This window comes from Nocardia sp. GP40, from assembly GCF_050434125.1.
GTDB classification, from domain to species: domain Bacteria; phylum Actinomycetota; class Actinomycetes; order Mycobacteriales; family Mycobacteriaceae; genus Nocardia; species Nocardia albiluteola.
The window spans coordinates 60,964-79,858 of sequence record NZ_JBNPVW010000021.1 but is presented as its reverse complement, the minus strand read 5'-3'; the positions used below and the strand labels follow the sequence as shown (position 1 = coordinate 79,858).

General features: G+C 68.0%; 15 protein-coding genes. 10 read left to right on the top strand and 5 right to left on the bottom strand.

What is annotated here, in order from left to right:
• Positions 1-28: 28 nt before the first annotated feature.
• Positions 29-847: an alpha/beta fold hydrolase gene (locus tag ABH933_RS41170; protein WP_429427579.1), complete on the top strand. Its 819-nt coding sequence runs from the start codon at positions 29-31 to the stop codon at positions 845-847.
• Positions 848-913: 66 nt separating this feature from the next.
• Here ABH933_RS41170 and ABH933_RS41165 read toward each other — a convergent pair whose 3' ends face one another.
• Entirely contained in the window at positions 914-2,398 is a 1,485-nt protein-coding gene (locus ABH933_RS41165; protein WP_429427581.1) for an MDR family MFS transporter, read from the bottom strand.
• Positions 2,399-3,016: 618 nt separating this feature from the next.
• Here ABH933_RS41165 and ABH933_RS41160 point away from each other — a divergent pair.
• Together ABH933_RS41160 and ABH933_RS41155 are read left to right on the top strand one after the other, a co-directional pair.
• Entirely contained in the window at positions 3,017-3,901 is an 885-nt protein-coding gene (locus tag ABH933_RS41160; protein WP_429427583.1) for a helix-turn-helix domain-containing protein, read from the top strand.
• A gap of 20 nt (positions 3,902-3,921) precedes the next feature.
• On the top strand, positions 3,922-6,765 hold the full coding sequence (locus tag ABH933_RS41155; protein WP_429427585.1) for an ATP-binding protein: 2,844 nt from the start codon (positions 3,922-3,924) through the stop codon (positions 6,763-6,765).
• Positions 6,766-6,771: 6 nt separating this feature from the next.
• On the opposite strand, the gene ABH933_RS41150 is transcribed toward ABH933_RS41155, so the two are convergent.
• The gene (locus tag ABH933_RS41150; protein WP_429427711.1) at positions 6,772-7,599 is read right to left on the bottom strand and encodes a methionyl-tRNA formyltransferase; all 828 of its coding nucleotides are present in this window, start codon (positions 7,597-7,599) and stop codon (positions 6,772-6,774) included.
• A gap of 233 nt (positions 7,600-7,832) precedes the next feature.
• On the opposite strand from ABH933_RS41150, the gene ABH933_RS41145 reads away from it, so the two are divergent.
• The 4 genes from ABH933_RS41145 (at position 7,833) to ABH933_RS41130 (ending at position 11,576) form a co-directional block, all read left to right on the top strand.
• The gene (locus ABH933_RS41145) at positions 7,833-8,054 is read left to right on the top strand and encodes a hypothetical protein (RefSeq protein WP_429427587.1); all 222 of its coding nucleotides are present in this window, start codon (positions 7,833-7,835) and stop codon (positions 8,052-8,054) included.
• Positions 8,047-8,658 carry a DUF6879 family protein gene (locus ABH933_RS41140; RefSeq protein ID WP_429427589.1) on the top strand — a complete coding sequence of 204 codons (612 nt, stop codon included), beginning with the start codon at positions 8,047-8,049 and terminating at the stop codon, positions 8,656-8,658. The genes ABH933_RS41145 and ABH933_RS41140 overlap by 8 nt, the downstream gene beginning before the upstream one ends.
• A gap of 37 nt (positions 8,659-8,695) precedes the next feature.
• Entirely contained in the window at positions 8,696-11,131 is a 2,436-nt protein-coding gene (locus ABH933_RS41135; RefSeq protein ID WP_429427591.1) for an ATP-binding protein, read from the top strand.
• A 100-nt stretch (positions 11,132-11,231) separates the two neighbouring features.
• Positions 11,232-11,576, top strand: a complete 345-nt coding sequence (locus tag ABH933_RS41130; protein WP_429455281.1) for a hypothetical protein — start codon at positions 11,232-11,234, stop codon at positions 11,574-11,576.
• Positions 11,577-11,627: 51 nt separating this feature from the next.
• Here the strand turns inward: ABH933_RS41130 and ABH933_RS41125 are convergent, their stop codons facing one another.
• On the bottom strand, positions 11,628-12,440 hold the full coding sequence (locus ABH933_RS41125; RefSeq protein ID WP_429427595.1) for an SAM-dependent methyltransferase: 813 nt from the start codon (positions 12,438-12,440) through the stop codon (positions 11,628-11,630).
• 126 nt (positions 12,441-12,566) lie between these two features.
• Positions 12,567-13,844 (bottom strand): glycosyltransferase 87 family protein, encoded by a 1,278-nt coding sequence (locus ABH933_RS41120; RefSeq protein WP_429427597.1) that lies wholly within the window; start codon positions 13,842-13,844, stop codon positions 12,567-12,569.
• 235 nt (positions 13,845-14,079) lie between these two features.
• Here ABH933_RS41120 and ABH933_RS41115 point away from each other — a divergent pair, with 235 nt between their 5' ends.
• The 3 genes from ABH933_RS41115 to ABH933_RS41105 all read left to right on the top strand — a co-directional run bounded on the left by ABH933_RS41115 (position 14,080) and on the right by ABH933_RS41105 (position 18,248).
• Entirely contained in the window at positions 14,080-15,417 is a 1,338-nt protein-coding gene (locus ABH933_RS41115) for a purine-cytosine permease family protein (RefSeq protein ID WP_215923595.1), read from the top strand.
• Between the two features lie 42 nt (positions 15,418-15,459).
• Complete coding sequence (locus tag ABH933_RS41110; RefSeq protein WP_429427600.1) at positions 15,460-16,623, top strand: phosphotransferase enzyme family protein; 1,164 nt, start codon at positions 15,460-15,462, stop codon at positions 16,621-16,623.
• 119 nt (positions 16,624-16,742) lie between these two features.
• Positions 16,743-18,248 (top strand): APC family permease, encoded by a 1,506-nt coding sequence (locus ABH933_RS41105; protein WP_429427602.1) that lies wholly within the window; start codon positions 16,743-16,745, stop codon positions 18,246-18,248.
• Between the two features lie 27 nt (positions 18,249-18,275).
• Here the strand turns inward: ABH933_RS41105 and ABH933_RS41100 are convergent, their stop codons facing one another.
• Positions 18,276-18,830, bottom strand: a complete 555-nt coding sequence (locus tag ABH933_RS41100) for a hypothetical protein (RefSeq protein WP_429427603.1) — start codon at positions 18,828-18,830, stop codon at positions 18,276-18,278.
• Between the last annotated feature and the right edge of the window lie 65 nt (positions 18,831-18,895).

The window sequence follows — 18,895 nt, the reverse complement described above, 5'->3', positions numbered from 1 at the left end:
AGCGACAACGAGCACAAAGGAGCACGAAATGTTCTTCACCACCCCCACCGACGGCACCACCCTGGCGTACGAGGAGTACGGGACCGGCGAGCCGATCGTCTTCCTGGCCGGGGCGATGCTGAACGCTGACATGTGGGAGTGCCAGATTCCCTTCTTCGTCGAGCGCGGATACCGGTGCATCGCGCTGGATCGCCGCGGACACGGCCGCTCGGACCGGCCGGTGTCCGGATACGACATCGCGACCACCTCCGCCGATATGGAGGCGCTGCTGGATCATCTGGATCTGCGCGACGCCACCCTGGTCGGGCACTCGACGGGCGGCGCGGAGATCGCCCACTACCTGGCCCGCCGGGGCACCGAGCGGGTGGCGCGAGTGGCCTATGTCGCGGCGATCCTGCCGTATCTGCTGCAGGCGCAGGACAATCCGATCGGGGTGCCCGAGGCGGCGCTGGAGGCCATGCTGCACGACATTCGCACGGACCGCTCGAACTGGCTTGCGCGGCAGACCCAGGCGTACTTCGCCACCCACCTGGCCACCGGGGTCTCCCCGAGCCAGGTCGACCTGACCTACCAGCAGTGCCTGTCCTGCTCGCCGTGGGCGATGCTGAAGATCCAGGAGGCCATCGCCCGCTGCGACAGCCGGGAGGCGTTGCGCTCCTTCGATATCGACACTCTGATCGTGCACGGTGCGGCGGACTTCTCCGCGCCGGTCGAGGTGACGGGGCGGCAGCTGGCCGCCGCGCTGCCCGAGGCCGTCTACAAGGAGTACCCAACCGGCGGACACGGCCTCTACGCGAGCCACGCCGATCAGCTGAACGCCGATCTGCTCGAGTTCATCAAGGCATGATCGGCGCGGATTCCCGGTACGGGGAGGATCCGGGAGCGGGCAGCCCGCTCCCGGATCGCCGGTGATTCAGTCCGCGACCAGATCCGCCACGGCCGCATCGGAGGCGATGACCTCGTCCGACGCGGCGACCTCCTCGAGCGGAGTGTTTGCCCGATTGGGCAGCAGGATCGCGGCGATGACGACCAGGACGGACAGCGCCGCGGAGACGCCGAATGCCAGCTGCATGCCGCTCAGGGTGGCGTGAATCGGGTTGGCGCCGTGCGAGATCAGCGAGGTGCTGCGGGCCGAGAGCACCGTGATGACCAGCGCGGTACCGAATGCCGCGGCCACCTGCTGCAGGGTGGCCAGCATCGAGCTGCCGTGCGAGTACAGATGCTGCGGCAGCGCGCCGAGGCTGAGGGTGAACACCGGCGTGAACGCCGCGGCCAGCGACAGCATCAGCAGGATGTGCAGGCCAACCAGCAGCCAGTACGGCGTGGTAAGGGAGATCTGCGTAAATCCGGCCAGGGCGGCGGTGATGCCGATCGAGGCCGGAATGACCAGCACGCGGCCGCCGAACCGGTCGAACACGCGCCCGACCGTCGGGCCGAGCACGCCCATCGCCAGACCGCCGGGCATGACCAGCAGACCCGTCTGCAGCGGGCTCAGGTGCCGCAGGTTCTGCAGATACAGCGGCAGCAGGATCATCGAGCCCATCATCGCCAGGAACGCGATCGACATCAGGACCAGGCCCTTGGCGTACGCGCCCGACAGCAGGGTGCGCAGGTCCAGCAGCGGAGTTCCGTTGCGCTGCAACATCACCTGACGACCCGCGAACGCGCCGATCAGGATGAGCCCGGCGGTGACGATCAGGGCGGGGGTCAGCACGCTGCCCTCGCCGAACCGGCTCAGGCCGAACACCAGCCCACCGAAGCCCAGGGCCGCGAGCACGACGCTGAGCCAGTCGATCGTGCCGCCCTCCGGCTCGCCGATGTTCTCCAGCTGACGCAGGCCCAGCCAGGTGACCGCGGCCGCGATCGGCAGCACGAACAGGAACAGGTAGCGCCACGAGCCGAGCTGCAGGACCAGACCGGAGATGACCGGACCCATGGCGGGGGCCACCGAGATGGCCAGGGTGACGTTGCCCATGACCCGGCCGCGGTCGTGCTCGGGCACCACCGTCATCAGCGTGGTCATCAGCAGCGGCATCATGACCGCGGTGCCGCCGGCCTGCACGACGCGCCCGAGGAGCAGCACCCCGAAGTCGGGGGCGATGGCCGCGATCGTGGTGCCGGTCAGGAACACGCCCATCGCGAACCCGTAGGCGCGCCGGGTGCTGACCCGCTGCAGGAACCATCCGGTGATCGGGATGAGTGCGGCCATCGCGAGCATGAACGCGGTGGAAACCCATTGCGCCGTACGGTCGCTGACCTTCATGTCCACCATGAGGCGCGGGATCGCGTTGATCATGATGGTCTCGTTCAGGATCACGACGAAGGTCGCGAGCACCAGGAGCCGGATGACGGTCGGCGTCCGACGCCCTGTTGGACGAGCGTCTAGGTCGGCGGACATGGGGTACCTCCGGGAGCGTTGAACGGGGTCGGGATGAGCGCCACCCGTCGTTGGGTTCGGCGCCATACGAGTGAGGACGGAATCTATCGGGTCAACTCATCGCATCCGCGAGAGTATTCCAGCGGTTGTCGGCAATCGCACCCGATTTTCCGGGTCACCGCTCCGCGTGGAGGCCGGAAAATACCTGCTCACGGACCGGAGGCGGCCGAAAGTGAGCTGCGCCACGTCGGCGACGGCCGGTGCCTGCGCGCGGTCGATGCGTCGGCGTCCTGTCACCCGGCCCGGGAGCTCGAACCCGCCGAGGGTCGCACACCGCTTCCCAGGGGTGGACGGATCGCCGAGCACCCCACCGGATTTGGAAGGCTTCTCGCCCGGTGCGGCGGCGGGGCTCGGCCAGCGCTGTGGCGGGCGCATATTGCCAGCTAATACCTACTGGATGGTCGCTCGAGAAGGGTTCGAAACCGACCGATTTCGCCGCAAATTACTACCGCAAAATCGATGAAGGGTTCGACGACCGGGCGTTCGGGGCGATACCATGGCTTCTGGCGAGGTGATGTACGGGCCGAATACCATTGCATCCCCACCGCTGCCAGCCTTTCGACTATCGGAGCTGACCTCATGACCGCAGAGTTCTACCGGATCTCGAGCGTCGACTCGATCGTCCCCGAACGAGGTCCGACGGCGCTGCGGATGCTGGTGGGCGGGCAGCTGCGCAAGCTTCGCAACCAAGCAGGTATCACGCCGGAGCAGGCCGCCGATCATATTCGCGGCTCGACCGCCAAGATCAGCCGACTCGAGTTGGGCCGCACGGGTTTCAAGGAGCGCGACGTCCGCGATCTGCTGGAGCTCTACCACGTCGACCCCGACGATATCGGCGAGTTCCTGGAGTTGGTCCGCAGGGCGAACGAGCCCGGCTGGTGGCACCGCTACAACGATCTGATGCCCTCCTGGTTCGAGACGTATATCGGGCTCGAGCAGGCGGCGTATTCGATCAGAACCTTCGAGGCGCAACTGGTTCCGGGGCTGCTGCAGACCGAGGACTATGCCCGCGCGGTGGTCGCGCTCGGCCACGGAAACTCCGACGCCGCGCGCCGGGTGCAGCTGCGCAAGCGTCGTCAGGAGATGCTGGACTGGCCCTCCGGGCCGACGCTGTGGGCGGTGCTGGACGAGGCGGTGCTGCATCGTCCGCTCGGCGGCGTCGCCGTGCTGCGCGGGCAGCTCGAGCATCTGGCGCAGATGAGCGAGCATCTGCGGGTGACCATCCAGGTGCTGTCGTACGCCGCGGGCGGCCATGCGGCACTGGGTAGTTCGTTCACGATGCTGCGCTTCGCCGAGAAGGACCTGCCCGACGTGGTCTACACCGAGCAGCTGAGCAGCTCGACCTACATGGACAAGCAGGCTGATCTGGAAAACTACCGCCATGTCATGGACCGCATCAGCGTGCAGGCCGAGACCCCCGACCGTTCGCGCCGGATGATTCTCGACGCGGCCGCCGCGCTGTGAGTTTCCCGATCGAATCATTGATGCCGGATGCTGTTGAGAGCGTGGGTGGCCCGGAGAGGGACCTGCGCGGCCGGGAGACCGAGATCGCCGTTCTCGCCGCACTGGTGAACACCGCACGCGAGGGCGGTAGTGCAGCAGTGGTATTGCGCGGCGAGCCGGGAATCGGCAAGTCCGCGTTGCTCGATCATGCCGCCGCGTGGGCGGGTGGGCTGCGGGTGCTGCGGGGGGCGGGCATCGAGGTGGAGGCCGAATTACCGTTCGCCGGCCTGCAATTGCTGCTGCGCCCGGTGCTCGGCGGGGTGAGCCGGCAGGCGTCACGGCCGGCGACGGATACTCTCGCCGGCCTGCCCGAATCCCAGCGCACTGCACTGGAATCGGCGCTGGGAATCGGTGCGGGCGCGGGCGCGGATCCGATGCTCGTCGGACTCGCCGTGCTCTCGCTGCTGGCCGATCACGGGGGCGAGTCCGGCGCGCTCGTGCTGGTCGACGACGCGCAGTGGCTCGACCGTGCCTCGCGCGACGCGCTGCTGTTCGCCGCCCGCCGGCTCTACGCCGAGGGCGTGGCGATGGTCTTCGCGTCCCGGGACGGCGAGGGCGCGTTCCCCGCCGACGGACTGCCCGAACATCGCGTGACCGGCCTGTCGGCGGATGCGGCCGCCGCGCTGCTCGACGGGCTCGAGCTCGCACCGGCCGTGCGCTACCGGCTGCTGGCCGAGGCGCAGGGCAATCCACTTGCCTTGCGGGAGTTGCCGATCGCACTGGCCGCCGAGCCCTCCTCGGATCTGCGCGCGGGCGCGCTGCCGCTCACCGACCGGCTGCGGCTGGCCTTCCACGGTCAGGTCAGCCGCCTGCCCGCCGCCACCCAGGGCCTGCTGCTCGTCGTCGCCGCGCACGAGTCCGGGGATCCGGCCGTGGTGCTGCGGGCAGCGGCAACGCTGGGCGCCGACATCGACGACCTGGCGCCCGCGGAGGAGGCGGGCCTGCTGCGGTGGACCGGCGGACGTCCCGGTGCGGACGGCTGGGGCGGCGGCGGTGCCGGGGGCGATACCGCCGGTGCGGCAATCGTTTTCAGGCATCCGCTGATTCGTGCGGCGGTCTACGAGCGCGCACCGCTCGGGCAGCGGATCGCGGTGCATCGAGCCCTGGCCGACGCGCTCACGGACGCCGAGGACGCCGACCATCGCGCCTGGCACCTGGCCGCGGCGGCCGCGGGACCCGATGCCGAGGTGGCGGACGCGCTGGAACGCACCGCGGTGCGGGCCCGGGAGCGGGGCGGTCAGCAGGCCGCCGCAGCGGCCTACGAGCGTTCGGCCCGGCTCAGTACCGAGCCCGGTCCGCGGGCGCGGCGCGAGGCGCTGGCCGCCCAATCCGCCCTGGAGGCAGGGGATCTGGACCACGCGCGCAGGCTCGCGCGGCGCGCGATCGGGCGCACGGACGACAATGCCCTGCGCGCCGGCCTGTTTCAGGTGCAGGCCCTCGCGACCTTCTGGCAGCGGGACTATCCCGCCGGGCACCGGCTGCTGCTGGACGGCGCGGCGCTGATTGCCGAGCCGGATCCCGGGCAGTCCGCGGCGCAGCTGCTGCAGGCCATCCACACCGGCTGGTACCTGGGTGAGGGCGCGCTGGCCGAGGTGCTGGAACGCCTCGGCGCGCTGGAACTGCCGCGGGCGCACCCGATCATGCCCGCGGCGGCGTTCGTCGCGCGGCTGCTGGACTCCGGGCCCGGTGCGCCGCCGCCCTCGCTGACCGACACCCTGGCGGAAATCCGCGCCCGGGGCGAGGTTTCGGACCAGGTGCTGATCATGCTGTGCGGGGTGGCGATGGCACGCGGTCAGGACCGCGCGGCGTACGACCTCGCGACCGGCCTGGCCGCGCGATACCGGACCACCGGCGCGGCCGGAAGGCTGCCCACGGTGCTGTTCTTCGTCGCCGAGGTGGACGGCTTCACCGGTCGTCCGGGCGCCGCGCTCGCCACCGCCACCGAGGGCCTGGAGCTGGCCCGCGTCACCGGCCAGCAGCAGTGGATCAGCCAGCTCAGCAGCGTGCTGGCCTTCGTGCACGCGGTGAGCGGGCGCGAGGAGGAATGCCGGGCCGCCGCGTCGGCGGGCCTGGGCGGGGACAGTGCGGGATCCCTTGCCCCGGGCGCGGGTTGGGCGCAGTGGTCCCTGGGCCTGCTCGAACTCGGGCTCGGCCGCGCCGAGGCCGCGCTGTCGCGGTTCGAGCGCCTGACCCGGGAACCGTTGAGCCACCACATCTGTGCCACCCGGTCGATTCCCGATCTGGTCGAATCGGCCGTCCGGGTGGGCGAGCCCGAGCGGGCCGCCGCCCCGTTCGCGCGATTCGAGGGCTGGGCCGCGTCGGTGCGGCAGCCCTGGGCCGACGCCCTGGTCCTGCGCTGTCGCGCACTGCTCGACGACGCAGCCGCCGAAGACCTGTACACCCGGGCCCTGGCGGCCCACGATGCCGACGGCCGCCCTATCGAATATGCCCGTACCGCACTGCTTTTCGGCGAATGGCTGCGCCGGGAGCGGCGCAAGGCCCCGGCGCGAACCCATCTTACCGAGGCGCTGACGATCTTCTCTCGGCTCGGCATGGAACCGTGGGCACGGCGGGCGCGCAACGAACTTACCGCCGCCGGTGCTCCGGAGGCCGGTGAGCGCGCCCGCGACCGCGCGGTGGCCGGGCTGACCCCACAGGAACTGCAGATCGTGCGCCTGGCCGCCCAGGGCCTGTCCAACCGGGACATCGCCGCCCAGCTGTTCCTGAGCCACCGCACCGTCGGCTACCACCTCTACAAGGCGTACCCGAAACTCGGCGTGACCTCGCGCGGAGAACTCAAAGATATTGCCGCACAGCTCGACTGACCGGAGTCAGGCCTCGCGATACTCCGTTATCCACAGGGAAGCATCGGAGCAACGAACTCGCAGCCCGGCAGCCGGCGTCAGGCTGGTCCGCAGCAGAGAGATCCGGCGACCGTTCAGCTCGGCGACGGGGCCGGGGGGATCGTAGATACCGAACCGTCGTGTCCGCACTTGGTTGTGAATCTCGCGTGCCGTTCTCGACCAGTCGACCGTCGACCACTCGGGACCGACGGGGCCCTCGTATGTTGCGTCCGCCTCGTTCTGTGGTTCTCCAGGGAACCCCTGTGCCGCTCGTTCCAAGGCTGTCGGCACCAGGTCTCGCGTGATGTCATCGAAATCGCGGATCAGACCATCGGCGGTTGCGTCGTCGATGGCCTCTGGCAGGCGAACCCCGCCTCGCTGCACTACGACCGGGCCCGAGTCGAATTCGCGATCCATCCAATGAATCGTGACCCCCGTCTCGGCGTCTCCGTGTAGCAGAGCCCAGTGGACGGGCATCGGGCCGCGGTGCTGAGGCAACAGTGAGGTGTGAACATTGAGAACTCCCAGGCGCGGCGCCTGCAAAACTGTACCGGAGAGTCGCCAGGGGAATCCATGACAGATCATTACGTCGGCGCGATAGCCGGATAAAACCATGCCAAGTCCGCTATTTCCGGCAACCATTATCAAATCCAGACCGTTCGGTACTGCCTGGGTGATTGCGGCGAATGCCGCAACGGATTTTGCACCCTCCGACACCGCCGAGCGTGGTACGACAGCGGCTATTGGAAGATGTCCAGTTTGTTTGCAGCCATCATAAAGGGCAACGAGTCCGTCGGCCCTCGACGAGGCCAGCACAACCCGTAGTGGTTCGACCAAAGCAGCCCCTCTCGACGTGCGAGACTCACCTCGAGACTACCGTTCATGTGTTGCCCGTGGGACATCGAACGACAGCTCCCCGCGGTAGATCTCTGCGCGGATCTTGTTGACGTGCTATAGAATTGGATGTCGAACTTACCTCAACCCAACGCACAGGGGTGGCTATGGAGCGAAGGTGGGAGGCCGATCCCGCGGCGTCGATGGCGCGACGCTTGGGCAAGTCGGCCAAGGAGCTGGGCCAGACCGGTGGACGGGACTCGTGCCCAGATATTTGGGAGCTCGATAATGGCGACATCGCGGTAATCGGTCGGGACCTGACGGATGTCTATGCCACCCGTCTCCCCCAAGACGTGACAATCTACCACGATGAGCGCTTGGTAATCATTCCGCGAGCGATGATCATCGCAGCCAAGTCGGATATTCCAGATGCATGATCTGTTTCGAGACATCCCCGGCGAATTCCTGGCCACCGACGCTATGCATGCGGATTACGAGAAGCGCTTCGCCGCGCCCGGTGGGCTCGATTCATGGAAGCTCGAACGCCGACAGCATTTCCGCGATCCGCAGTTCGCCAGTTGGGAGGCCTTCGACCGGGGCGAATGGGCGGAAGCTCTGCGGCTGCTCGAGAAGGAACGTCCGAACCTGGCTGAGTTGCGGAGCGACACGATTACGCGGGGCATCGACCTCTACCGGGTGCGTGTGGTCGAGGAGCCGATCGTTCCGTATCTGCAGTGGGAACTTCATCTCTTGGCCCTGCGAGCGGAGTACGGCGAGAAGATCCGCATCGTTGGGCCGGAGGCCATCGATCGGTACGAGTCCAGTGGTGAACTGCCCGAACTGTTGACGGTCGGCACGGAAACGGTCTACGAATTCCGCTACGACGAAACCGGCACCCTGATCGGCGCAAGCCGGTACGAGGATCCCGATATCTACACCCGCTGTACCGATCTCATGCGGGAGGTGTACGCGGTAGGTGAGGACATGAGCAGCTTCTTCGATCGACGGGTGACCACCATGGATCCGCCGGAAAGACGCTGACTGTGCGACAAACGTATAAATCCCTACGTGGTATCGAATGACCGGGGCCGATGAGGATGGCGGGAGCTCCGGCGACGGCTCCACGCATTCCGAGCTCTCGGGTTCGGGCGGCGACATCGTGCAGGCTCGAGACGTCCACGGTGGAGTGCATTTCCATGCTGGAAGCGACCGCCGTGGAGCCGATGATCCAACACCGCGGCAACTGCCGGCCGATATCCGCGGTTTCGTCAACCGGCTGGCCGACCTCGCGCGGCTCGACCGGGTACTGGCGGGCGATCCCGATGAGCCGCTGGTGTGTGGGGTATCGGTGATTACGGGGACCGCAGGGGTTGGAAAGACCTCGCTCGCTCTACGCTGGGCACACCGGGTTCGGGATAGATTTCCCAGCGGACAGCTCTATGTCGACCTGCGGGGCTACGACGCCGGCGCCCCGCTCACTCCCGGTCAGGCCCTTGACGGATTCCTCCGTGCGCTCGGTGTCACACCAGCCAGGATTCCAGCCGACGAGGCGGGCAAGGCGGCCCTGTTCCGATCGCTGCTGGCCGAACGGCGGATGCTGGTCGTTCTCGACAACGCGTCGACGACCGCCCAGGTGCTACCCCTGTTGCCGGGCACGTCCGACTGCCTGGCGGTGGTGACCAGCCGTAGCGATCTGCCCGGCTTGGCCGTGCGGGCAGGCGCGAAACGGCTGACTCTGAATGTGCTGAGCGACAACGAGTCGGTGACCTTGCTGCGCGCCGCGACGTCCGACGAACGGGTCGCCGACGATGCCGAGCAACTCGCGGAATTGGCCCGGCTGTGCGGGAGACTGCCGCTGGCCTTGCGCATCGCCGCGGACCGCGCTGCGAGCAGGCCCTGCGTGCCACTGACCGATCTGATCGCGGATCTTCGCGACGAGTCCAAACTCTGGGATGCGTTGGGGTCGAGCCCGGAACACGAAACAGACGTGCGCACAGTGTTTGCATGGTTGTATCGGGCGCTACCCGAGGAAGCGGCAACCTTGTTCCGTTTGCTCAGCCTGCACCCGGGGCCCGAGTTCGGTACCGCGGCGGCGACGGCCCTGGCCGACCTATCCGACCGGCAGGCACGATATCTGTTGGACGTCCTCGTGGGTGCGCATCTCATCGAGCAGCATGCCCCAGACCGCTTCCGGTTCCATGACCTGCTGCGGGCATACGCGCTGGACCAGATTCACTCCACTGAGCCGCCCGAGGCTCGGACAGCGCCACTGCGGCGCATCCTGTTGTGGTACCTGCTCGGCGCGGATGCGGCTCAGGCACACATCAGCCCGATGGAACCGCATGTCGCGTTCGACCCGGACGAGGCGCCGGAACGGATCTGGACCACGATCATGCCGGTCGCGTTCGACAACGCCGAACGAGCGGTGCGCTGGTACGACCTCGAGCGGGTCAACCTGGTAGGCGCCGTTCGCACCGCGGCGGACGCCGGGCTGGATCGTCTGGCCTGGCGACTCCATGTCGTACTGCGCAGCATCTATATGCAGGAGAATCCGTTCGACGACTGGCTGATCACCGGGCACGTCGCACTCGCCGCCGCGCGCCGCGCACGCGACCGTGGCGGGGAGGCCGAGGTTCTGGAGAGCCTAGGGATCGCCTACACCCAGTCCGGCAGTTTGGCCGAAGGGGCCGAACACCATCGCGCGGCCCTGGCGATTCGACGTGAGACCGGCGATCGGTTCGGAGCGGCCATGTCTCTGAATGGATTGGGGCTGCTGGCTTTTCGGGAGCACGATCTCACGGGGGCGCTGGCGCACTTGGAGCAGTGCCGCGTCGTGTTGCACGATCTCGGTGACTCGATGTGGGAGGTGCTCGCCACCGTCAATATCGCCGAGGCCTATGTTCGCCTCGGGCGCCAGCACGAGGCCGCCGCGCTGCTTCGCCCGGCACTGGCGATCTTCCGGGAACGCGAGCAGTCCTCCAGGGTGGGGAACGCGCTGTGGTTGCTCAGCATGGCCATGCGTGAACTCGATCGTCCCGACGAAGCTCTGCTCGCCGCGCAGGAGGCCGTGGATATCGCCCGCAATCACGGCAACCATATGTGGGAGGGGTGCTGGACAATGGAGTTGGGAGCGGTCCAGCGGGCACTGGGCCGGTATGGCGAAGCGCTGGAATCGTATCAACGCGCGGCGGCTCTGCATCGTCGGATCGGTGATCGCGGACGCGAGGCACAATCGTGGGACGGCGCCGGCGAGGTGTACCGGGAACTGGACAGGCCGGACGAGGCAGTAGCCTTCCATCGACTGGCCGTCGCCGCACAGCGTGAACTCGGCGACCGGTGGCTGCTCGCATCGGCCCTGGAACAGCTCGGTACCGACATGCGCCATGTCGGTGACGCAGGCAGTGCCCGGTCGTGCTTGGAGGAAGCCCAATCCATCCTCGCCGAATTCGACGATCCGAAGGCTGTCCGCATGCGGCGGCGTATCGCGGCTGTCCTCGAGGACGAAGCAGGCTAGGGACTACACGTCTGAAGGAACTGGGGAATGGCCGGCGGCGAAGTATCATAGCCGGAAGTGGTCATCGATGCTCGAGGGGGCCGAAATGGTTGAGCCAGTTATGATTTCGATTGCTAGTTCGTTGGCCGCCAAGGCTGCCGGTGGGCTCTACGACCTTGTTCGCAAGAAGTTCGCAAAGAGTTCCGAGGAGGCCGCGGTCCTCGATGAGGCGGTAGGCGCGGGACCTGATTCGCCAAAGGTGCTGATGCTGGCCGAGATTCTCGAACGTGCCGAGCGATCCGACGGGAGTTTCAAGGAGAAGTTACGGGCTGAGTGGGCAAGCCTGACGGTAGACGGCCGCGCGAGTGACGGCAGTGTCGCCAACGATCTTTCCGGGACTACCCTGGGAAATGTGTTGCAGGCCCGTGACATCCACGGTGATATCACCTTCGGACAATCCAGCTGAGACGGCACGGGCCGGTTGACGTCAAGGGTGCACCCACCCATCGTGCCGAGCTCAGCCCTTGCGGGCGACGGCACCCCAGCAGTTGACCTGCTCGTCGGGGGTTCTCGGGGTGTGCAGCGTCGGCCGCCACCGGTTGACGACGACGACCCCCGGATCCAGCAGCTCCAGGCCGTCGAAGAAGCGGGCGAATTCCTCCCGGCTGCGTCCCTGGGCGTACACCCCGCCCTGCCGGTACATGTCCAGGGCCTTGGTCATGCCGACCGGATCGAGGTCGGCGGTGATGTGCGATGCCACCAGGACCGAGCCGGGTACCAGGGCGTCCAGCAGCGTGTCGACGATGCCGTAGGGGTCCTGCTCGTCGGAGAGGAAATGCAGGACCGCGACCAGGCTCAACGCGACCGGGCGGTCCAGATCCAGGGTCTCGTGCAGCTCGCGGGAGTTCAGGATCGCCGCCGGGTCGTTCAGGTCCGCATCGAGGTAGACGGTTCGCCCCTCGGGTTTGCCGTGCAGCAGCGCACGGGCGTGGGCCAGCACGATCGGATCGTTGTCGACGTAGACCACCCGGGCTTCGGGGACCACCTCCTGGGCGAGCTGATGCAGGTTCGGCACGGTGGGAATGCCGGTGCCGATGTCGAGGAACTGCACGATCCCCATGTCGGTGAGCGCATTGACCGCGCGGTTCATGAAGTGCCGATTGTGGCTCGCGGCCTCACGAACCGTCGGATACGCCGCGATGACCTTCTCGGCCGCGTCCCGATCCGCCTGGTAGTTGTCCTTCCCACCGAGAACGTAGTCGTAGATCCGGGCGCTGCTCGGCGTGTTCAGGTCCGCTTTCGGCTTCGCGGCGTCCTCGAACTCGGTCATCATCCTCCGTCGGTCCCGGCCGCCTGCGTGCTCGGCAACGTATCAACCGGATTGTGCGACAACAAGAGTGAACGATACGCCGGACCCCGTCCGAGCTGCACCGGAACCGGTACCGCGGCGGCCTCCTCAGGTCTTGGAGCGCAATGGGCGCAGCGAATTCGGCAGCAGCGGTTCGGCGTTCGCCGGGCGCGGCGTGCTGATCACGTACAGGATCACCAGCAGCACGCTCAACCACACGTAGGTGTCGCCGACGATGTGCTGCCAAGGGGTCCAGGACAATTCGCGGTTGTTGTCGCCGGGCAGGCGGTTCTGCGGGCCGTCCACGAAGATCCAGGCCGTGGCCAGCAGGAACAGATACCAGATCAGCGCGCGGCGCCGCGGCAGCCGGGTGGCCGCGCCGACCGCCGCCAGCAGCGCGGGGGCGATCCACACCCAGTGGTGCGACCACGAGATCGGCGAGACCAGCAGCGTGAACACGGCGTTGAACGACATCGCCAGCGGCGGATTGTCCGCCGCGCGCCGCATGGCGGCCACGGCCAGCACCAGCAGCGCCAGGCTCAGCACCGCCCACAGCGCGGTGAACGCCGGCTCGGGCACCCGCAGGCGCGAGAGCACGCCCTGGATGGACTGGTTGGTGCGGAACGACGAACCGCTGAGCCCGGACACGTTGCCCATCCCGCCGAACCAGTACTTCGTGGATTCGTGCGGCATCAGCGCGAAGCCCAGCGCGGTCGCCACGGCCCCGGTGACGGCGGCGGTGATCGCCGCCTTGTAGTCGCGGCGGATCAGGAAGTACAGCACGAACGCGGCCGGGGTCAGCTTGATCGCGGCGGCGATGCCGACCCCGATGCCGCGCCGCCACTTCGGCTTCTCGGTCAGGCAGTCGGCGGCGACCAGCACCATCAGGATCAGGTTGACCTGGCCGAAGTCCAGCGTCGAATGCACCGGCTCGAGCAGCACCCCGAGCGGGATCGCGCACGCGGTCGCCCACAGCACCAGCTCGGTGCCGCGCTCACCCCACACCCGGCGCGCGGTGAGATAGATCGTGATCGACAGCGCCAGCACCGACACGACGAAGAAGGCCCACTGCGTCACGCCCCACGGAATCAGCGCGAACGGGCCCAGCGCGATCGCCGCGAATGGGGGATAGATGAACGGCAGCCCCATCCCCATGGTGGTCTTGGGCAGCGTGCCGTACATGTCGACGCCGTGGATGGCGGCCTGCACCCCGAGCCGGTACACCTGCAGATCGATGAACACCCGGCTGATGGGCAAAATCGGCCAGGTCGGATGCGCCATCCACAGCACCGCGGCGGTGACGAGGGTCGGCGGTACCAGCCATCGGACGCGTCGCATCGGACGGGTCGCGGGCTGCTGACGTGCGGAGTCCGTGACACTAACCATCCGGGATGAGGTTACCTGCTACCCCCGTATACCACCGAACCGCCTGTGTCCTGCGCCGATGTACTCCCGGCGCGCCATCGAGGACTCGGCCCGCGCACCGAGCTGCGCTCCACCCGCCCGAGACGGCTCGAACCCGGCGGCCGGTCACCGCAGGGTCGACCACGACAGGCGTCGGGGGTGAATCGGCGGATCAGGACATTTGCGGCTTCGAGGGCCCCGTAGCATCGGATCCGCTATGACGACAACCCGACCGATACGCGCCGATGAAGCGCCGCTGGTGCTGACCACCGATCCGCCGCGCAGCCTGTCCCTCGCCGATCAGACCGCGTTCTGGGCCAACCTGGGTGTGAGCCTCATCGGCTTCACCGGTGCGATCTTCGTGCTGCAACCGGCGGGGCATCCGCAGCTGCCACTGGTCGGAGCGCTGCTGGCGACGATCCTGGGCACCGTGCTCGGCACGGCCATGGTGGCCGCGGCGGGCGCGGTCGGGGCGCGCACGGGCGCCCCGGCGATGGCCAACTTCCGCGGACTGTTCGGCACCAGGCTGTCGTACCTGCCGACGGTGGCCAATATCGTGCAGTGCATCGGCTGGGGCGTCTACGAGCTGACGGTGATCGCGGGCGGTGTGCTGGCCCTGACCCACGGCCATGCCCCGCACGCGCCGGTGATCATCGCGGCGGGCGTGCTGTGCACCGCGATGTCGATCTGGCCGCTGCGGGTGCTGCACATCCTGCGCCGGTATGTGACCGTGGCCGTGGCGATTTCGATGCTGTACTTCACGGTGCAACTGCTGCGCCATCCGCTGCCGCACGTGCCCGGGACCTCATGGAGCGGATTCTTTCCGGGCGTGGACACCGCGCTGGCCGTGGCGGTGTCGTTCGTGCCGCTGGCCGCGGACTACACCCGGCACGCCCGGTCGGCGCGCGCGGCGTCGGGCGCCGCGATGGTCGGCTATTCGGTCGCCCAGACCTGGTGTTATCTGCTGGGTGTCATCGCGCTGATCCAGGTCGGCGGGAATCCGGACAAGATCTTCGACACCTTCCTGGGTGTCGCGGCGGGCTGGGTGTTCTTCGCGGTGCTGGTGCTGCGCGAATCGGATCAATCCTTCGCGAACGTCTACTCGACGGCGATGTCGCTGCAGAATCTGCTGCCGCGGGTGGACCGGCGCATCCTCGCGGGTGCGGTCGGCGCGCTGGCGACGGTGCTGGCGCTGGGCGTCCACGATTTCACCGGGTTCTCGAATTTCCTGCTGCTGATCGGCTCGGTCTTCGTGCCGCTGTGCGCGGTGCTCGTGGTCGACTACTTCCTGGGGCGCGGCCGGCAGGGCTGGGACCTGGACGAACGGGCCCCGGCCCGGCCGCTGATGCTGCTGCCGTGGGCGCTGGGCTTCGCGGTCTATCAGCTGCTCAACCCCGGATCGGTCGGCTGGTGGGCGCGCCTGTGGGGGCACGCCCAGGATGCGCTGCACGTGCATCCGGGCTGGTGGTCCTCGGCGTCGCTGTTCTCGTTCGTGGTCGCCGGTGTGGCGACCGGTGTGCTGGTGCTCGTCGAGCGTCGGCCCGCGCGTGAGTGAAAGCGGCCGTGAGCCTGCTCCGCCGGGATCGGCCGGGCATCCGTGACCGCGCGCGACCGGGCCGATGCGGGCCTGGTGTTCGGGATGGGGGAGGCCCGGATGGCCGAGCCCGACTGGCCGCCGTTGACGCTCGACGAGATCAATAGTGTTCTGGCCGACTGTGATTCGGTGTCGGGAGGTCTCGCTGCTGAGATCGAGTGGCGCAGTCCCCGGCCTTTGTCGTCGACCGTGCGGGTGCGCCTGGACGACGGTGCACGGCTGGTGGTGAAGCGGTTGCCGGTGGCACTGCGCGATGCCGATGCGCTCGCCGAGGAGCACGCATTCATGAATCACCTTCGGGCACGCGGGATTCCGATTCCCGAGGTGTGGTCGCGCACGCACGGGGAATTCAGCTACGAATTCCAGGCACCGGGGTCGGGCGACGACGCGTATCGCGGCGATTTCTCGTGGTCGCCGTATCGCTCCACGGGGCACGCTGCCGCAGCCGGTGCCATGCTCGCTCGAATACATTGCGCGGCACGTGGTTTCGATGCACCCTCCCGGCCGCCGCTGCCCTTGCTGTCGGCGCAGTGCACGGATCTCGTTCCGGGTGTCGAGCGGCATGCGGCCGCGCGCCCAGCGCTGGGGGCGTTTCTCTCCGAACGGGATTGGCAGGCGGAACTCGGGCCGGGGGTACCGCCCGCGGTCGACCTCGCCGGTCTGGAACCACTCTGGACACATAACGACTGGCATGCCACAAACCTGCTGTGGCGCAGCGATAGCGCCAGGGGAAGCGCCGGTGGCGGAGAGCTCGCGGCGGACAGTGCCGACGCGATCACGGCGGTGTTCGATTTCGGATTGGCCAATCGCACGACCGCCGTCTTCGACCTGGCGGTCGCGATCGAGCGGTTCGCCGTCGACTGGATCGGACTGCGCGATACCGGTGTGGCCCGGATCCACACCGATCAGCTGGCCGCCTTCCTGCGTGGATACGCCGAGATCCGCCCGCTCGCCCTCCGCGAACGCGCCGTCCTGCCGGAGATCTTCCCGCTGGCGCATGTGCACTACCAACTCTCCGAGATCGACTACTTCCTGTCGGTGCTGCCGCGTCCCGGTGCTGGCAATGCCGACATCGCCTATCGCCACTACTTTCTGGGACATTTGCGATGGGCGGAGTCGGAGCGCGGAAGGGAGTTTCTCGATCTGCTCCGTCACATACCATGCTGAACCGGCATTGTCTGAGCAACCCGGAGATCTGGGTCACAGGTCGCGGCTGCTAGATTCTTCCGGCACGTTCACGCAGTTCGCGGCGCCGGTAGATCGCGCCACAGATCAAGGAGAGACGGTTGGCTATCCCGGAGCCAGGTCAGCGGGAAACCGGCAATTCATCGGCTAGCCGGCGCAACGCGCTGTTCGCGACCAAGTCGGTCGAACAGTCCATGCGCGACACCGACGAGCCGGATTCCAAGCTTCGCAAGGACCTGACGGCCTGGGATCTGACCGTCTTCGGCGTCGCCGTGGTGGTCGGCGCGGGCATCTTCACCCTCACCGCGCAGACCGCGGGCACCGTGGCGGGGCCCTCGGTCTCGCTGGCCTTCGTCTTCGCCGCGATCGCCTGCGGGCTGACCGCCCTGTGCTACGCCGAGTTCGCCTCGACGGTTCCGGTGGCGGGCAGCGCCTACACCTTCTCCTACGCCACATTCGGCGAGCTGGCCGCGTGGATCATCGGCTGGGACCTGATCCTGGAACTGGCCCTGGCCGTCTCGGTGGTCGCCAAGGGCTGGTCGCAGTATCTGGGCAACGTGATGGGCTCGCACTCGCCGGTCGTGCACCTCGGGTCGGTGTCCTTCGACTGGGGTGCGGTGCTGCTGATCGCGGTGCTCACCGTGCTGCTGGCCGTCGGCACCAAGGTGTCCTCGCGGGTGTCGGCCGTGGCCGTCGCGATCAAGCTCGCCGTGATCGCCGTGGTGGTGGTCGTCGGCCTGGGCTATTTCAAGACCTCGAATCTGAAGCCTTTCATCCCGCCCGCGCAGCACACCACCGGTAGTTCGGGCGTGCATCAGACGCTGTTCTCCTGGCTGACCGGCGCGGGCAACAGCAACTTCGGCTGGTACGGGCTGCTGGCCGCGGCAAGCCTGGTGTTCTTCGCGTTCATCGGCTTCGACGTCGTCGCGACCGCCGCGGAGGAGACCAAGAATCCGCAGCGCAACGTGCCGCGCGGCATCCTGGGCTCGCTCGCGATCGTCACCGTGCTGTATGTGGTGGTCTCGCTGGTGCTCACCGGCATGGTGCCGTACACCGACCTGGCCGGTAAGAACGCGACGCTGGCCACCGCGTTCGCGGTGCACGGGGTGACCTGGGCCAAGAACCTCATCTCCGTCGGCGCGCTGGCCGGCCTGACCACCGTGGTGATGGTGTTGTTCCTGGGCCAGACCCGGGTGCTGTACGCGATGGCGCGCGACGGACTGCTGCCGCGTAGGCTCGCGCACACCGGATCCAAGGGCACCCCGGTGCGGATCACCCTGATCGTCGGCGTGGCGTGTTCGGTGCTGGCGGGCTTCGTGCAGTTCGGCACCCTGGAGGAGATGGTCAACATCGGCACGCTGTTCGCCTTCGTGCTGGTGTCCCTCGGTGTGATGATCCTGCGTCGCACCCGCCCGGATCTGCAGCGCGGCTTCCGTGTCCCGCTGGTCCCGCTCATCCCGATCCTCGCGGTGATCGCGTGCGCCTGGCTGATGCTGAACCTCTCGGTGGAGACCTGGCTGCGCTTCCTGATCTGGATGGTCGTCGGCTTTGCGCTGTACTTCACCTACGGTGTCCGGCATTCGCTGTTGCGCAAGAGTTCTCGATAGCGCGGAAGTTCTCGATAGCCTGGATGGTTATTCGGCCGGCGTTCGGATGATGCCGCGCTGCGGCACGGTTTCGGCCTCCGCATGCGCGGCGCGGGCCAGGGCGCGGGCGCGGTCGAGCTGGCCCAGCACGGACTCCCATCCTGCGTGCGCCGCGTCGGGGCGGGCGCTGTGCAAGGTCTCGCGATGAATGCGCAGCAGGGTGCGCGAGGCCTCGGCGGTATACGCCGCCGCGGCCAGCTGCGGCGGTACCGAATCGAGGCTGCCGTAGAGCTCGGCGATGCGGTCGGTCAGCCAGTAGGCCTCGAAATGTGCCTGGCCGTATTCGTCCTCGCCGCGCACCGCGACGCCGCTGGGACCCGCGGCCCGCGCGCGATTCTCGAGGCTGGCGACATCCGGCGCGTTGGCGAGCGACTGCCGCAGCTGCGCGCCGACCACCCGGTAGAGCAGGCCCGCCAGCATGGCCTGCTCGATCCCGGCGGTGTCCTCGCCGGCCGTCGTCCGGCCCCACACCTGCTCGGCGACGGCGTCGACATCGGTGCACAGGATCGCCAGCGCCGCCCTGAGCTGTCCGTTCGTAGCCATCGTGAAACCCGCTTCCCTGCCGTCGACCAGACACCCCGTGGGCCGGGGTGATCGGGACGGACCCC

What these genes read in the sequence shown, in the direction of transcription:
- ABH933_RS41100 (WP_429427603.1), bottom strand. Translation starts at nt 18,830, where the DNA reads ATGGCTACGAACGGACAGCTCAGGGCGGCGCTGGCGATCCTGTGCACC.
- ABH933_RS41120 (WP_429427597.1), bottom strand. Translation starts at nt 13,844, where the DNA reads ATGGTTAGTGTCACGGACTCCGCACGTCAGCAGCCCGCGACCCGTCCG.
- ABH933_RS41115 (WP_215923595.1), top strand. Translation starts at nt 14,080, where the DNA reads ATGACGACAACCCGACCGATACGCGCCGATGAAGCGCCGCTGGTGCTG.
- ABH933_RS41125 (WP_429427595.1), bottom strand. Translation starts at nt 12,440, where the DNA reads ATGACCGAGTTCGAGGACGCCGCGAAGCCGAAAGCGGACCTGAACACG.
- ABH933_RS41140 (WP_429427589.1), top strand. Translation starts at nt 8,047, where the DNA reads ATGCATGATCTGTTTCGAGACATCCCCGGCGAATTCCTGGCCACCGAC.
- ABH933_RS41135 (WP_429427591.1), top strand. Translation starts at nt 8,696, where the DNA reads ATGACCGGGGCCGATGAGGATGGCGGGAGCTCCGGCGACGGCTCCACG.
- ABH933_RS41130 (WP_429455281.1), top strand. Translation starts at nt 11,232, where the DNA reads ATGATTTCGATTGCTAGTTCGTTGGCCGCCAAGGCTGCCGGTGGGCTC.
- ABH933_RS41155 (WP_429427585.1), top strand. Translation starts at nt 3,922, where the DNA reads ATGCCGGATGCTGTTGAGAGCGTGGGTGGCCCGGAGAGGGACCTGCGC.
- ABH933_RS41170 (WP_429427579.1), top strand. Translation starts at nt 29, where the DNA reads ATGTTCTTCACCACCCCCACCGACGGCACCACCCTGGCGTACGAGGAG.
- ABH933_RS41165 (WP_429427581.1), bottom strand. Translation starts at nt 2,398, where the DNA reads ATGTCCGCCGACCTAGACGCTCGTCCAACAGGGCGTCGGACGCCGACC.
- ABH933_RS41160 (WP_429427583.1), top strand. Translation starts at nt 3,017, where the DNA reads ATGACCGCAGAGTTCTACCGGATCTCGAGCGTCGACTCGATCGTCCCC.